Below are 14,757 nucleotides of genomic sequence, written 5' to 3' on the forward strand. Positions count from 1 at the left end.
GCAGGGAGTGATGCGTGCAACGGGGTGCGAGGACGCAGGGTCGCCCCGGCGCCCCATGGCGGGCGAATGATCGCTTATCGACAGGGGACTGTAAACCTCGGTAAGTCATCGCCCGGCGTGCAAAAACCGCAACTTTGCGCTCTGAAACGCCTTGTATCGTGAAATCTTCTGCTACCGGGCCCGAATCGGTGTAAGTCCTAGCCGGCGGGGCTCGCCGCCTCCCGCAGGCGGGCTTGGAGCCCGGAGTCGCGCCGTGTGGGCGAGGCGATGGCGGCGGCCAGCACGCCGGCGGGTGAAGCCAGGACCGCGCGCTCGCGAGCGCGGGTGATCGCGGTGTAGAGCAACTCGCGCGTCAGCAGGCGTCCGGGCTGCGAGGGGAGCACGACGAACACGCTCTCGAACTCCGAGCCCTGCGACTTGTGCACGGTCATCGCGAAGGCCGTCTCGTGCGGGGGCAGCCGCACCGGCGCGACCGCCCGGAAGCTGCCGTCGGGCTGGGGGAAGTGCACGGACAACGCGCCGTCGGCCCCCGGCAGCGCGATGCCGACATCGCCGTTGTAAAGCCGCATCACCGGGTCGTTGCGCTGCACCATCACCGCCCGGCCGACCCACCATGGCGAGCGCGGGTCCGTCTGCGCGGCTGCGGCACCCAGAAGGCGGCGCAGCTCGGCCTCGATGCGGGCGTTGAGCTGCTCCACGCCGCGCGCGCCGGCACGCAGCGCGGCCAGCACCCGGAAGCGCCCGAAGGCGGCGGTGACCGAGGCGACGTCGCGGGGGGCGCGGCGCAACGCCTCCAGGTACGCGCCGTAGCCTTGCAGCAACTGGGCCCAGGTGTCGGGGGCGAGCTCGGCGCCGCCGTCCTCGACCCAGCGCACCGCCGGGTCGCGGCCTTCGCGCAGCCAAGCCAGGGCCTCGTCGGCGCGGCCCGCGTTCACCTCGGCGGCCAGGCGGCCGATGCCGCCCTCGGCCGAGAAGCGGAAGTTGCGGGTGAACCACACCGTGGTGTCGGCGAGCGCCCCGCGCGCGGCGGGTGCGGGAACCGTGACGGCACCCGCCGGCAGACCGCACCACGCCGCGAGATCGGCCCGGCAGGCGTCGCCGAGGGATGGATCGGCGCTCAGCTCGGCGAACACCGCACCCGCTTCGACGGCGGCGAGCTGGTCCTTGTCGCCCAGCAACACGATGCGCGCGTGGGCGGGCACGGCCTCGAGCAGCCGGGTGGCCAGGGCGAGGTCGAGCATCGAGGCCTCGTCGAGCACCAGCGCGTCGATGGGCAGCGGCCGCTCGGGCCCGTGCACGAAGCGGCCGTCGCCGCGCATGCCGAGCAGGCGGTGCACGGTGGAGGCCTGCGCAGGCAGGCGCTCGCGGATGTGGGCCGGCAGCCCGGCGGCGCGCGACCGCAGGGCTTCCACCAGCCGCGCGGCGGCCTTGCCGGTGGGTGCCGCCAGGGCGATGCGGCAATCCGGGCGCTGCACGATCAGGCAGGCCAGCAGCTGGACGACCGTGGTCGTCTTGCCAGTGCCCGGTCCGCCGCTGATGACGGCCAGCCGCTGTCGCAACGCCAGGGCGGCAGCCAGCTGCTGCCAGTCGACCTGCGGCGAGGCGGCGCCGGGGGGCGGGACGAAGGCTGCGCGCAGCCACTGCAGCGCGGCGGGCGAAGGCGGCTCGGCGGGGCGGGCGGCGTCGACCAGGCGGCGTGCCAGCCGGCGCTCGTAGTCGAAGTAGCGATGCAGGTAGAGGCGACCCTCGTCGTCGAGGATGAGGGGCATCGACCCGGGATCTCGCGGCGTGCCCACGACGCCGCTGCGCAGCAGGCTGGCGCGGGCGAGCCCGGGCTCGGCGTCGACCAGCGTGCCGAGCGGCAGGCACACGTGGCCCTCTTGCATCGCGAGCAGCAGGGCCCGGGCGGCCCGCCGTGCGAGTTGCGCGTGCGCGGGCGGCGCACCTGCTGCGAGCGACCAGGCCTCCACCTGCGCCGCGAAGGCGTCGGCCCAGCGGGCGGAGGCGTCGGGCAGCGCCAGCGCGCGGCGCTTCATGCCGGCCCTCCGTCTGCGTCCAGCAGCCGCGACAGGTCTTCGATCAGCGCGGCGTCGGGCCGGTCGAGGTACACGCCGGCGGGGCGACCCTCGGCGTCGCGCCAGTCGGGCCGCACACCGCGCACGAAGAGGTACACCGCGCCGCCCAGATGCTGCTGCGCGTCGTAGCCGGGCAGGCGCAGCGCGAGGTGACGGTGCAGCGCCACCAGGTACAGCAGGGCCTGCAGGTGGTAGCCCTCGCGAGCCATCACGGCGGCCAGGCGGTCGCGCCCGTAGGCGGAGGGCGACTCGCCCAGGTGGTTGGATTTCCAGTCGAGCACGTAGTAGCGCCCCTCGTGTTCGAACACCATGTCGATGAAGCCGCGCAGGTAGCCCTGCAAGGCATGCGCGCTCAGGGCCGGCACCGCATAGCCGGCCGCCTGCAGCCGGCGTTGCAGGCGAGCCGGCTCCAGGCGTGGCGCAGGCAGATAGAACTCCATCTCGTGCACGCGGGAGCCGGCCGACAGGTCCGCCAGCCGCAGCGCACGTGGGCCGAGCGGCAACTCGCTGTGCAACACCTGGGCGAGCAGTCGCTCGAGCATGCGCGTCTGCGCGGCGGCAGCGGGTTCTTCGCCGTGGGGCTCGGCACCGCGCAGGCGGCGCAAGCCGGTGGCGATGGCGCTCGCCCAGGTGCCGCGGTCCGCGAAGTCGGCGAGCTCGAAGACGGTGTGCATGCACTCCCCGGCGGCCGCACCGCGGGGAAAGCGCAGCGGGTCGTCCTCGTCGAGTTCGACGGCCGGCTCGCTGGCGGCGTCCACGCCCTCGTCGTCGGCGGTGCGCTGGTCGCGCTCGAGCGCCGCTGCCTCGTGCGCTGCGCCGTGCACGAGCGCGCTGTAGCTGCCGATCCACCACGGCGAGGGCAGGTGCCCCGGCGCAGGCAGCGCCGCGATCGCGGCCGGTTCGGCGGCCTCCGCTGGCAGGGGCTCGGCCGTGATGGCAGGCAGCACCTCGAAGCTGACATGCGGCGCGGCCCGGCGCGCCCACTCCTCCCAGTCGGTGCGGATGGAGCCGATCTCGCGCTCGCCGTCCATCCATTCCTCAGGGCTGAGGCCGGCGCCGGCCACCACCCAGTTGAGCAGGCCGCGCGCGCTCTCGGTGGGCTTCAGGGCTGGCCCGCTGTGTGCCAGGTAGCAGCCTGCCACCAGCACGCATCGGTGCACGGCGCGCGTGAGCGCCACATACAGCAGGCGCAGGAACTCGGAGGCGTCTTCCAGCCGCTGGATGCGCCGGATGGCCTGATCGTCGAAGGCCGGGTCCAGGTCCTTGCGGTAGTCGATGACGGTGCGGCCCTGCTCGTGGTACTCGACAGCGTCGCCCGAGGCGGAGGGCGCGCGGCGGGACCTCCAGAGGAAGGGGCAGAACACGATGCCGTACTCCAGGCCCTTGGAGCGGTGGATCGTGACGATCTGCACCAGGTGCCGGTCCGACTCCAGCCGCAGCTGCGTGGCCTCGTCCGGGCGGGGGTCGTGGCGCTGCACCTGCAGCCAGCGCAGCAGCGCATCGGGGTTCGGGTGTTGGCTGCTCGCCTGCTGCAGGCATTCGATGAGGTGCAGCAGGTTGGTCATGCGGCGCTCGCCGTCGGGGCAGCCGAGCAGCCGTTCGGCCACGCCTTCGCGGGCCATCCATTCGCGCAGCATCGGCCCGACCCCGCGTGCCAACCAGGCGCGCCGGTAGTCCTCGAAGCGCTGCACCTGCTCGATCATCGCCTCCTCGTCGTTCGCCAGCGCGTCGAGTGCACCGGCGTCGCGGCCCATCAGGGTGGTGGCGAGCGCCGCCTTGAGCCGGCCTTCGCGTCCCGGCTCGAGCATCGCCCCGAGCAGGGCATCGAGCTCCTCCGCCTCGGCGCTGGCGAACACGCTGGACTGCGAGAGCTCCACGCTGCCCACGCCCAGCGCGGCCAGCGCCCGGCGCATGCGGCTGCCTTCGGCGTGCGAGCGCACCAGCACGGCGATGTCGCCCGCGCCGAGCGGCCTTTCGCCGATGCGCACCTCGCCGCGGCGGGCACTGGCGAGAAGGCGCGCAATCTCGGCCGCGACGCGCTGCGTCACGAGCCGTTCCGCGGCGCGCCATTCGAGCAGGCTGCCGTCTTCCTGGTGCGGCAGCCACCACACCTGCAACGGCGCACGTGCCGGCCCGCCATCGTGAAGGGCCGGGCGCGGCTTGTCGCCCACGGTCACCGGGTGGTAGCGCAGCCCCTCGAGCATGAAGAGGCGCGGATTCTCACCGAACAGCGCGTTGAGCGCGCGCACGAGCGGCCCGCTCGACCGTTGGTTGGCCTCGAGCGTGTACTGCGCGTCCGCGTGCCGCCGGGCCGCGAGGTAGGTGTGCAGGTCGGCGTTGCGGAAGCGGTAGATCGCCTGCTTCGGGTCGCCGACGAGAAAGAGCGGCGGACGCTGCGGCGTGGCATAGAGCCTGTGGAAGATGGCGAACTGCAGCGGGTCGGTGTCCTGGAACTCGTCGATCAGCGCAGCCGGAAAGCGTGCCCGCAGCGTCGAGGCGAGGACCGGCCCGTCGGGGCCGTGCAGCCGCGCATGCAGGTTGGAGAGCATGTCGTCGAACGCGATCACGCGTCGTCTGCGCTTGAGCGCCTTCAGGGTCTCGGTGCAATGACCGATCATCTCCCGCAGCAGGGCGACTCGCGCGTAGGCGAGCGCCGACTCGGCGCGCACCAGCGCCCCATGGGCGGCCTCGGCCACGTCGAAGAAGGGGTGCTCCGGCGTCGTCTGCCGGGCCTTGGTGCAGGCCCTCAGCTTCGCCGCGGTCAGCAGCTCGAGCTTGGGAAAGTCCTCGTCCAACCCGGCGGTCGCGCTTTCGCACGCCATCCAGCCGTCCCAAGAGGCAATGGCCCGCGCGAGGGCCTGCGGCTTGTAGTGCGTCGCATGCAGCCGCGGGCGGGCCGCCTCGAGCAGGCGGACCACCTCCTCGCGAGCCGCGCCCCAGGCCTGGCGAGCGACGGCATGCGTGCGCTCCAGCTCGGCCACGTCGAGCTCCTGCGCTTCTTCCAGGCCCTCGGGCCAGCGCACCTCGGCCAGCGGCTTGGCGAGGTGACGCTTGAGCAGTGCGGCCCAGCGCGCCGGGCTGTCCCCGCGGGTGAGCAGGTAGGCCGCGAGCGCGGGTGGCAGGTCTTCGACGCGCAGCCGCCAGAAGTCCTGCACGGCTTCGAGCAGCAACTCGCGGTCGTCCTGGAGCAGCTCGGCGCGCATCGGCACGCGCGCCGTGAAGGGCGTGTCGGCCAGTGCCCGCTGACAAAAGCCGTGGATCGTGAAGATCGCCGCCTCGTCGAATCCCGCCAGGGCCCATTGCAGCCTCTTGGCGAGCACCTCGTCGGGCAGCCCTCGACCGCGCAGCGCGTCGAGCAGCCGCGGCACGAAGGTGTCGGCCGTGGCCGGGCCACGGCCCTGCACGTGCAGCCAGGTGTCCAGCAGACGCTGGCGGATGCGCTCCCGCAGCTCGGCCGTGGCGGCGTTGGTGAAGGTGACGACGAGCACTTGCGAGACGTCGAGCCCTCGTTCCAGCAGCAGCCTCAGGTACAAGCCGCAGATGTTCCAGGTCTTGCCGGTGCCGGCCGAGGCCTCGATCAATCGCAGTCCGTCGAGCGGGCAGTGGAAGACGTCGAGCGGGCGCAGGGCGTCTTCGCGTTCGGCCGCTGGCGTCGTTGCCGGCATGGTGTCGCGCGCTTCGATGGGTTCGGTCGTCTCGTTCGTCTCGGTCGTCTCGGTGAAGAGGTCTCGCTGCGGGTTCATGCCTCCTCCTGCACCTGCGTCGGCTGCGTCTCGCTCAGGTGGGCGCGCAACGGACCGTATACGCGACGCGCGGCGTTCAGCAGGGCCTCCCAGCCCGGGCCTTCGAGGGGGTCGGGGCGCCCGCGCAGGGCCAGCCGCAAGGCGGCATCCTGCGACTCGCCCCGACGATCCTGTTGCGGCAGCCACACCTGAGCCGCCTTGTGCGGGTTCTCGTCGTGCTCGACGACCGCCCAGGCCGTGCGGGGGAAGAAGTAGAGCGGCTCGCACAGCCCCTGGCGGTACAGCTCCAGCAAGTCACGCAAGTGGTCCATCGGCCGTTCGCACCGCCGAAAGCAGGCGTGGACGTCGAGCGTGAGCAGGTGCGTCTTCGGCTCCACGCCGGGCGGCGGGTCCGCACAGAGCGCGAGGTGCGCGATCCATGCGGCCAGAAGATCGCTCGGCTGACGTTCGCCGTAGCGCCACCGGACGAGCCCCTGGGCCCGCAAAGGGGTGTGGGCGCCGTGCAGGGTCCAGGTCTCGGAGCCGCACAGCGGCACCGGGATGCGGAAGGCGTGGGGCTCGAGGAGCGGGCCGACCTGCCAGGGCCTGAGCCGCTCGGCGAACGCGAAGAGCTCGCGCAGCTCGCGTTCGAGCCACCGCGTCCCCGGGGCGCCGGCGGGCAGGTCGGTGCCGGCCTCGGCCCAGGCCCGCACGCGATCCGGCGACTCGCCGGCGAGCAACGGCGGCAGCAGCCGGTCGGCCAGCGCCCACTGCATCGGCCGCTTCGGCACGAAGGGCTCGTCGTCGTCGAGTTCGTCCGGCGCCTCTGGCAACACGAGGCCCAGGCGCCGTTCCAGCAGATAGCGGCACGGGTGACGGAAGAAGCGCACCAGGTCCGCGAGGGCCACCTCTCGCCATGGCGGCTCGGGCTCGGGCAGCCGCGCCGTGAAGAAGGCGGGCGCGGCCCCGCCCGTCACTGCGCCCACAGCATCGTCGGCCGCGTCCTCGTCGGCCAAGTCGCCGAAGACTTCGACTCCGGCGTCGCTGGGCGCGGCCTCTTCGGCGGTGGGTGCGCGCGTATGCTGTGCCAGCCGCCGCAAGGCGTCGGCGTACTCGGCGCGGTGGCTGCGGGTGCGAGGGTCGGCGTCGGTGCGGAAGGCCGCGATCGAGAACGGTTGCAGCGGATGCTCGACCACCAGGCGGCGGCGCGCCTGGGCCAGCGAAGCCGGGTCGGTCGGTGCGGGCGCGATCGCGGCGACGAGGAGGTCCAGCAGCTCCGACACCAGCACCGACGGGGGCAAGGGCGCGTTGTCGCGCACGCTGCGGCCCACGTGGCTCAGGTGCACGACGTCGCGCGCGGCGAGCAGCAGGTCGAGAAAGACGTTGCGTTCGTCGAGTGCGCGCTGCCGGTCTCCAGCGCGAGGGGCCAGGGCGACGAGGTCGAACTCCGGCGGCCGCCCCGAGGAGGGGTAGGCCCCATCGTCCATCCCGACGATGCACACGACGCGGTACGGCAGCTGCCGCAGGCTGTGCATGCTCGTGAAGGTCACGGCGCCCGTCGGCACGCCCCCGCGCGCGGCGTCTTCCAGCACGTCGGCCAGCGCCTCGCGCACCACGGCGAGCGGCAGCGGCCGGGAGTCGTCGGTGCCGGCTGCGTGCCACTGGGCAGCGAGCGCGTCGATGGCCTGGTGCACTTCGCGCAAGTCGTCGAGTTCGTCGTCGGCTGCGGCCACCAGGGCCGCCAGCACGTCGGCCAAGAGCTGCGGCCACGCTCTTGCGGGCCAAGGCTGGGCGAGGCGTTCTCGCAGTGTCGCCAGCGCGCGCACATACGCCCAGAGGCCGCCCAGCGCGCTCGCCTCGCCGCCCTCGACGCCCAGCGCGGGCAACTTGCCGAGAAAGGGCTGCTGCCATCCATCGGGCAAGGCATGTCCGAGCACCAGCCGTTCCAAGCCGTCCGCCCACGTGTGGCGCTCGCGGGCGGGCAGTCCCATCCCGGCGCGATGGTCTGCATCCAGCGCCCAGTGCACGGCCGCGTCCTTGAGCCACGCGTGCACGGCCTCCAATGCCGACGGATCGAGCCCGAAGCGCCGGGCCACGGGCGCCTGCTGCAAGAGCCCATACACCGCACTGACAGCAAAGCGCGAGTCCACCAGCTCCAGCGTATCGAGCAGGACCTTGACCACGGTGCGCACCCGGGCATCGCCCCGGCCGGTGATGGAGTAGGGGATGTAGCGCTCGCGCGGCGCCGTGCCGAACACGGCGTCGACGAGCGGCGCGACCGACTCCAGATCGGGCGTGGCCACCAGCACGTCGCCGGGGGCGAGGGACGGGTCCTGCGCGAACAGGCCCAACAGCCGGTCGTGCAGCACCTCCAGCTCGCGCATCCGCGAGTGGCACACGTGCACTTCGATGCTGCGGTCCGCAGGGTCGAGCACGAGGGAGCCCGGCGCAGGCTCGGTCAGCCGAAGGATGCCCGCCTGCCAACGCTCGAGCAGCGTCGCGCCCTTGGGCTCGACGAACTGCGCATCGTCCACCGCCTGCTCGCCTGCCGCATCGACCAGGAGCGCCAACAGCGACTGCGCCTGCCGGCCCCACCGCGCGAGGAGCGAGTGCCCCACTTCGAGGTGCTCTGCCCGGCCGCGGGCGGCCAGGTAGGCCAGGCGCCGGGGGTCGACCACATCGAACCAGTACTCCTCGCAAGGGTTCAGCGCATAGACGTGCACCTGCGCGTGACGGCCGAGCAGAGACAGCAGCCGCACGTGCAAGGGCGGGATGGTGGGCAGCGCGAACACGTGCAGGCTCGGCGGGAGCCTTGCCCCCAGCGCGCCCGGTGCCGCCGAGGCCAGCGCCTCGACGAAGTGCAGCGCCGGATGCGCCCCGCCGGTCTCCAGTCTTTCGCTGAGACGCCGCCACAGGGCGGCTTGCCAGTCGCGGTCCTCGCGCGCCTGCGCGTCCGCGGGCTCGTAGCCCGGTTCTCCCCGTGCCCAGGCGTCGAGCCACTCGGGCCGATAGGTCAGATACTGGTCGAGCACCGAGGCGACCTGCTCGGCCAACTCGAAGCGCATGCGTTCGTCACCCGCGGCGAGGAAGCCGGCCAGGCGGGGATGCTCGTCCGTCCAGCCGCCGTCCTGCAGTTCTTCGTAAACCGCCCACTTGAGCGCACCCGACTCGAAGGGCCAGGGCCCGCGCACACCGCCCGCCAGCCCGCGCAGGTGCTCCCACAGCCAGCGCGCCAGGTAGTCGAAGCGCACCTGGGCGCACACGCCGTGTCGATCGGCGTGCAGCAATGCAAGCCGCCGGCGCACCGCGGCACTGGGCACGATGACGTGCTGGGCCTGCAAGGGCGCGGCCGGCTCCAGAGTGAGCCGCGACAGCAGCTGCTCGGCCAGCACCTCGAAGCGGTTCGAAAAGTGGATGTGAAGCATCGGTGCCCGAAGTTTCGCAGAGGCATGGGCGAAATGCGGCAGACGCTTGCACAGGCAGCAGGACGGGTCACACGAAAGCGTCGTGTGGGCCCGCACGCGCGCACAGGAGAGGGGCGACTTCCACGGGATCGCCGCGCCCGTTCACGAACGCGCCGTGCCGGCCACCGAGCGCTGCCACCAGCCGATGGGAGACGAGACAGGCGAGGAAACGAGCGACGGGCACCAACGACGAAGCCCCGACGTTCGGGGCTTCAGGTGTCCTTCAGGGACAAGGCATTCTGGTCGGGGTGAGAGGATTCGAACCTCCGGCCTCTACGTCCCGAACGTAGCGCTCTACCAGGCTAAGCTACACCCCGTGATGAACCGGCCACGCTCAAGACGAGCGATCAACCGATCGAACACATAATTCTAGCAGAGCTTCTCGATAAGGCGAAAGGGGTAGCACCTCGAGTGCGCGGCGTGCGCGATCGGCCTCGACCCGTGCGGCCTCGCGCGTGGCTTCCAGCGCCCCGGTCTTGCGCACGATCTCGATGATCTGCGGCAGCCGCTCGACCGAGCCCTGCTCGATGGCTTCGCGCACGAAGCGGCGCTCGTCGTCGTCGCCGCGCTGCATGGCGACGAGCAGGGGCATCGTCGGTTTGCCTTCGCGCAGGTCGTCGCCGACATTCTTGCCCAGTTCGGCCGTGTTGCCTTCGTAGTCGAGCAGGTCGTCGATGAGCTGGAAGGCGGTGCCCAGCGAGCGCCCGTATTCCGCGCAACGCTCCTCCACCTCGCTGGGTGCGCCGGCGAGCACTGCGCCGAGCTGGGCGCTCGCCTCGAACAGCTTGGCCGTCTTGTAGCGGATGACCTTGAGGTACGCCGGAATGTCGATGTCCGGGTCGTGCATGTTCATCAGCTGCAGCACCTCGCCTTCGGCGATGGTGTTGGTCGCATCGGCGAGCACTTGCAGCACGCGCATGCGGTCGACGGACACCATCATCTGGAAGGCGCGCGAATAGAGGAAGTCGCCGACCAGCACGCTCGCCGCGTTGCCGAACAAGGCATTGGCCGTCTGGCGGCCGCGCCGCAGGTCCGATTCGTCGACGACGTCGTCGTGCAGCAGCGTCGCGGTGTGGATGAACTCCACCACGGCCGCCAACTCGTGCTGCTCGCGGCCCTCGAAGCCGAGCGCGCGCGAGAACAGCAGCACCAGCATCGGCCGGATGCGCTTGCCGCCGGCGCTCACGATGTAGTGCGAGATCTGGTTGATGAGGACCACCTCGGATGCCAGCCGTTCACGGATGACGGTGTCGACCTCGGCCATGTCAGGCGCGATGACGGCCAGCGCAGAAGCGGAAGAGACGGGGGAAGCGAGAGACACGGAAGCCCTTCAGCAAGTCGTGAAATTATAGGGAGGACCCTCGGATTTCCGGCCGGCCGGCGCCGGCCGCCGCCCTTTCTGTTCATTCCGGAGGGTGCGCCTCGGTGGGAGGTCGGGGCCGGCAGGGCCCCCCGTGCTATACTTTCAGGCTCGGCCTTTGGGGGCCGGGGGTGTGTCATGGCGGCTCAGAGTTGCCGTGGCGCGCCAGGCAAGGTTGCTTTGCGGGCGCATGCCGACGGCTCGGCCGGTCCTCCGGTGCCGGGTCTTGGCGGCCGCGCCGGGGGCAGGGTCGGGCCGGGGAGGCCGCATCCGGGCGTTGCGCTCGGGTTCGGTCGCACGGCCCATGTTGGATGCAGGCTCAACGCCTGCGAGGGGCTGATATGTACGCGGTCATAAAAACCGGCGGCAAGCAGTACAAAGTGGCTGCCGGCGAAAAGATCAAGGTAGAACAGATTGCTGCGGAAGTCGGCCAAGAGATCGTGATCGACCAGGTGCTCGCCGTGGGTAACGGCGCGGAACTCAAGGTCGGCACGCCCTTGGTTGCTGGCGCGAGCGTGAAGGCCACCGTCGTGGCCCATGGCAAGCACGACAAGGTGCGCATCTTCAAGCTGCGTCGTCGCAAGCACTACCAGAAGCGCCAAGGTCATCGCCAGACCTACACCGAACTGCAGATCAGCGCGGTCAACGCCTGATCGACGTCGCAGCTGAGTTCAAGGAGCTATAGACCATGGCACAGAAAAAGGGCGGCGGTTCCACCCGGAACGGCCGCGACTCTCAACCGAAGATGCTGGGTGTGAAGGTGTTCGGCGGCCAAGTCGTTCCGGCCGGCTCGATCATCGTGCGCCAGCGCGGCACCCGTTTCCATGCGGGCACCAACGTCGGCTGCGGCCGCGACCACACGCTGTTCGCGCTCGTGGACGGCGAGGTGTCCTTCGACGTGAAGGGCCCGCACAACCGCAAGGTCGTCAGCGTCACCCCGGTGTGACCCGCGGCTGCACGATGCCCCCAAGGCGTCGTTTCGCCGCTTCAGACAAAGCCCCGGTTGCCGGGGCTTTGTCGTTTGAACCCGTCGGCTGCGCCGGCGTCGGTGCAGTACGATGCCGTCTCGACGAGACCCGGGCCTTTCGCAGGGCCTGCTGACGGTCGCCCCGGGGCCTGTTGAAGGCCCGCGGCGCCGTTGCCGCACATCACCATCATGAAGTTCGTAGACGAGGCGTACATCGACGTCGCCGCCGGCAACGGGGGCAACGGTTGCGTGAGCTTTCGCCGTGAGAAGTACATCCCGTTCGGCGGCCCCAACGGGGGCGACGGCGGCCGGGGCGGTCACGTCTGGGCGATCGCCGACCGCAACCTGAACACCCTGGTGGACTACCGCTACGCGCGGCGCCACGAGGCGCGCAACGGCGAGCACGGCCGCGGCTCGGACCAATTCGGCGCAGCGGGCGAGGACGTCGAGCTGCGCATGCCGGTGGGCACGATCATCACCGATGTCGACACCGGCGAGGTGGTGGCCGAACTGCTCGTGCCCGGCCAGCGCGTGATGCTGGCCAAGGGCGGCGACGGGGGCTTCGGCAACCTGCACTACAAGTCCAGCACCAACCGCGCGCCGAGGCAAAGCACCAAGGGATGGCCCGGCGAGCAGCGGCGCCTCAAGCTGGAGCTGCGCGTGCTCGCGGACGTGGGCCTGTTGGGCATGCCGAACGCGGGCAAGTCGACGTTCATCGCGGCGGTCTCGAACGCGCGGCCCAAGATCGCCGACTATCCGTTCACGACATTGCATCCGAATCTCGGCGTCGTGCGCGTCGGGCCGGGGCAGAGCTTCGTGATCGCCGACGTGCCGGGCCTCATCGAGGGCGCGGCCGAAGGGGCGGGCCTCGGGCACCAGTTCCTGCGGCACCTTCAGCGCACGCGGCTCTTGTTGCATTTGGTGGACCTCGCGCCCTTCGACGAGAGTGTGGACCCGGTCGCGCAGGCGCAGGCCATCGTTGCCGAGCTGAAAAAGTACGACGAGGCCATGGAAGCCGCGGCGCAGGCCGCCGGGGGCGACGAAGCCGGCGGGCCGAGCGGTGCCGATGATGCGCGAGGCGTGGGGCGAGGCAGCAGGCTCGCCGACAAGCCGCGCTGGCTGGTGCTCAACAAGCTGGACATGGTCCCGGTCGAGGAGCGAGCGCAGCGCGTCAAGGACTTCGTCAAACGCTTCAAGTGGAAAGGGCCGGTCTACCAGATCTCGGCCCTCACGCGCGAGGGCTGCGAGCCGCTGGTGCAGGCGATCCACCAGTACCTGGAGTCGCTGCGCGAGCCCGAGGCCAAGGAGCCCGACCCGCGCTTCGACCACGAGCCGCAGGCTGCGCCGGCGCGCCCCGAGGCCGACGACCCGCGCTTTCGTTGATCGATCTTCCTTGCCCGACTGCTCCTTCCGACCGCTCCTTCCTTGCTGCCATGAGTGACGTCCTCAAGACCGCCCGCCGTATCGTCGTGAAGGTGGGTTCCAGCCTGGTGACCAACGAGGGCCGCGGCCTGGACGCCGAGGCCATCGCCCACTGGAGCCGCCAGCTCGCCGGGCTGGCCGCGCAGGGGCGCGAGGTGGTGATGGTGTCCAGCGGCGCGATCGCCGAAGGGATGAAGCGCCTGGGCTGGAGCGTGCGTCCCAAGGAGATCCACGAGCTGCAGGCCGCTGCCGCGGTCGGGCAGATGGGCCTGGCGCAGATGTACGAGACGCAGTTGCGCGAGCAAGGCCTGCGCAGCGCGCAGGTGCTGCTCACGCACGCCGACTTGGCCGACCGCGAGCGCTACCTCAATGCCCGCTCGACGCTGCTGACGTTGCTGTCGCACCAGGTGGTGCCGGTGATCAACGAGAACGACACGGTGGTCACCGACGAGATCAAGTTCGGCGACAACGACACGCTGGGCGCGCTCGTCGCCAACCTCGTCGAGGCCGACGTGCTGGTGATCCTCACCGACCAGAAGGGCCTGTACTCGGCCGACCCGCGCAAGGACCCGGGCGCGCGCTTCATCCATGAAGCGCAGGCGGGCGACCCGGAGCTCGAACGGATGGCCGGCGGCGCGGGCTCGGCGATCGGCAAGGGCGGCATGATCACCAAGGTGCTCGCGGCCAAGCGGGCCGCGAGCAGCGGTGCCTCCACCGTCATCGCCTGGGGGCGCGAGCCGGACGTGCTGCTGCGGCTGGCCGCCGGTGAGTCGATCGGCACGCTGCTGGTCGCGACGACCCCCAAGCTCGCCGCGCGCAAGCAGTGGATGGCCGACCACCTCCAGCTGCGCGGCGCGGTGGTCGTTGACGAGGGTGCGGCCGCGAAGGTGCGGCACGAGGGCAAGAGCCTGCTGCCGATCGGCATGATGGAGGTCGTCGGCGAGTTCGCCCGTGGCGACGTGATCGCCGTGCGCGCGAAAGACGGGACCGAGATCGCCCGCGGGCTGGCCAACTACTCCAGCGCCGAGGCCCGCCTCATCGCACGCAAGCCCTCCAGCGAGTTCGAGCGCCTGCTCGGCTTCACCGGCGAACCCGAAATGATCCACCGGGACAACCTGGTGCTCGTGTAACGAGCACCAGGTTGCGGCGCAGGCTCACATCGCGCAGCGATGTGAAGGCGCGAATGCGCCGGCCGAAGCCACAACGGCCCGGCTCGTGTAACGAGCACCAGGTTGCGGCGCAGGCTCACATCGCGCAGCGATGTGAAGGCGCGAATGTGCCGGCCGAAGCCACAACGGCCCGGCTCGTGTAACGAGCACCAGGTTGCGGTGCAGGCTCACATCGCGCAGGGCCTGAGAGTCCGGGCGGCAGGGCGTCCGAGGGTCGATCGGAGGTCGAGCGAGCCCAGGGCGGCGGGGCACGCAGTCGCCGGACTGTCCCCCGGCGCCGGCCGGTGGCCGCCGCCGCCTCCTTGATGTCCTGCGCCTGCGCGCCCCGCCGCCCTGGGCTGGCACCGTCGTGCTGACAGAGCCGCTCAAAGAGCACCAGGTTGCGGTGCAGGCTCACATCGCGCAGGGCCTGAGAGCCCGGGCGGCAGGGCGTCCGAGGGTCGATCGAAGGTCGAGCGAGCCCAGGACGGCGGGGCACGCAGTCGCCGGACTGTCCCCCGGCGCCGGCCGGTGGCCGCCGCCTCCTCGTTGATGTCCGGCGCCTGCGCGCCCCACCGCCCTGGGCTGGCACCGTCGTG

8 protein-coding genes and 1 tRNA gene are annotated in these 14,757 nt (G+C 71.4%); 4 read left to right on the top strand and 5 right to left on the bottom strand.

Features of this window, described 5'->3' with window-relative positions:
* Positions 1 to 197 precede the first annotated feature (197 nt).
* From recD to ispB, 5 genes are all read right to left on the bottom strand, one after another.
* On the bottom strand, positions 198 to 2,036 hold the full coding sequence (gene recD, locus OMP39_RS02345) for an exodeoxyribonuclease V subunit alpha (protein ID WP_264893207.1): 1,839 nt from the start codon (positions 2,034 to 2,036) through the stop codon (positions 198 to 200).
* Positions 2,033 to 5,818, bottom strand: coding sequence for an exodeoxyribonuclease V subunit beta (gene recB / locus OMP39_RS02350; protein ID WP_264893208.1), 3,786 nt, complete (start codon positions 5,816 to 5,818; stop codon positions 2,033 to 2,035). The genes recD and recB overlap by 4 nt, the downstream gene beginning before the upstream one ends.
* Entirely contained in the window at positions 5,815 to 9,222 is a 3,408-nt protein-coding gene (recC, locus tag OMP39_RS02355) for an exodeoxyribonuclease V subunit gamma (protein WP_264893209.1), read from the bottom strand. The genes recB and recC overlap by 4 nt, the downstream gene beginning before the upstream one ends.
* Positions 9,223 to 9,501: 279 nt before the next feature.
* Positions 9,502 to 9,578 (bottom strand) — tRNA-Pro (locus tag OMP39_RS02360).
* Between the two features lie 17 nt (positions 9,579 to 9,595).
* A complete protein-coding gene (gene ispB, locus OMP39_RS02365; RefSeq protein ID WP_264893210.1) occupies positions 9,596 to 10,582 on the bottom strand; it encodes an octaprenyl diphosphate synthase in 987 nt (328 codons plus the stop codon).
* A gap of 380 nt (positions 10,583 to 10,962) precedes the next feature.
* Between ispB and rplU the strand changes: the two genes are divergently transcribed.
* The 4 genes from rplU (at position 10,963) to proB (ending at position 14,140) form a co-directional block, all read left to right on the top strand.
* Positions 10,963 to 11,274, top strand: coding sequence for a 50S ribosomal protein L21 (rplU, locus tag OMP39_RS02370; RefSeq protein ID WP_264893211.1), 312 nt, complete (start codon positions 10,963 to 10,965; stop codon positions 11,272 to 11,274).
* 35 nt (positions 11,275 to 11,309) lie between these two features.
* Complete coding sequence (rpmA, locus tag OMP39_RS02375) at positions 11,310 to 11,567, top strand: 50S ribosomal protein L27 (RefSeq protein ID WP_264893212.1); 258 nt, start codon at positions 11,310 to 11,312, stop codon at positions 11,565 to 11,567.
* A 210-nt stretch (positions 11,568 to 11,777) separates the two neighbouring features.
* Complete coding sequence (cgtA, locus tag OMP39_RS02380; protein WP_264893213.1) at positions 11,778 to 12,971, top strand: Obg family GTPase CgtA; 1,194 nt, start codon at positions 11,778 to 11,780, stop codon at positions 12,969 to 12,971.
* A 50-nt stretch (positions 12,972 to 13,021) separates the two neighbouring features.
* Positions 13,022 to 14,140, top strand: coding sequence for a glutamate 5-kinase (proB, locus tag OMP39_RS02385; RefSeq protein WP_264893214.1), 1,119 nt, complete (start codon positions 13,022 to 13,024; stop codon positions 14,138 to 14,140).
* Positions 14,141 to 14,757 lie beyond the last annotated feature (617 nt).

Source organism: Schlegelella aquatica, assembly GCF_026013905.1.
Taxonomy (GTDB): Bacteria; Pseudomonadota; Gammaproteobacteria; order Burkholderiales; family Burkholderiaceae_C; genus Caldimonas; species Caldimonas aquatica.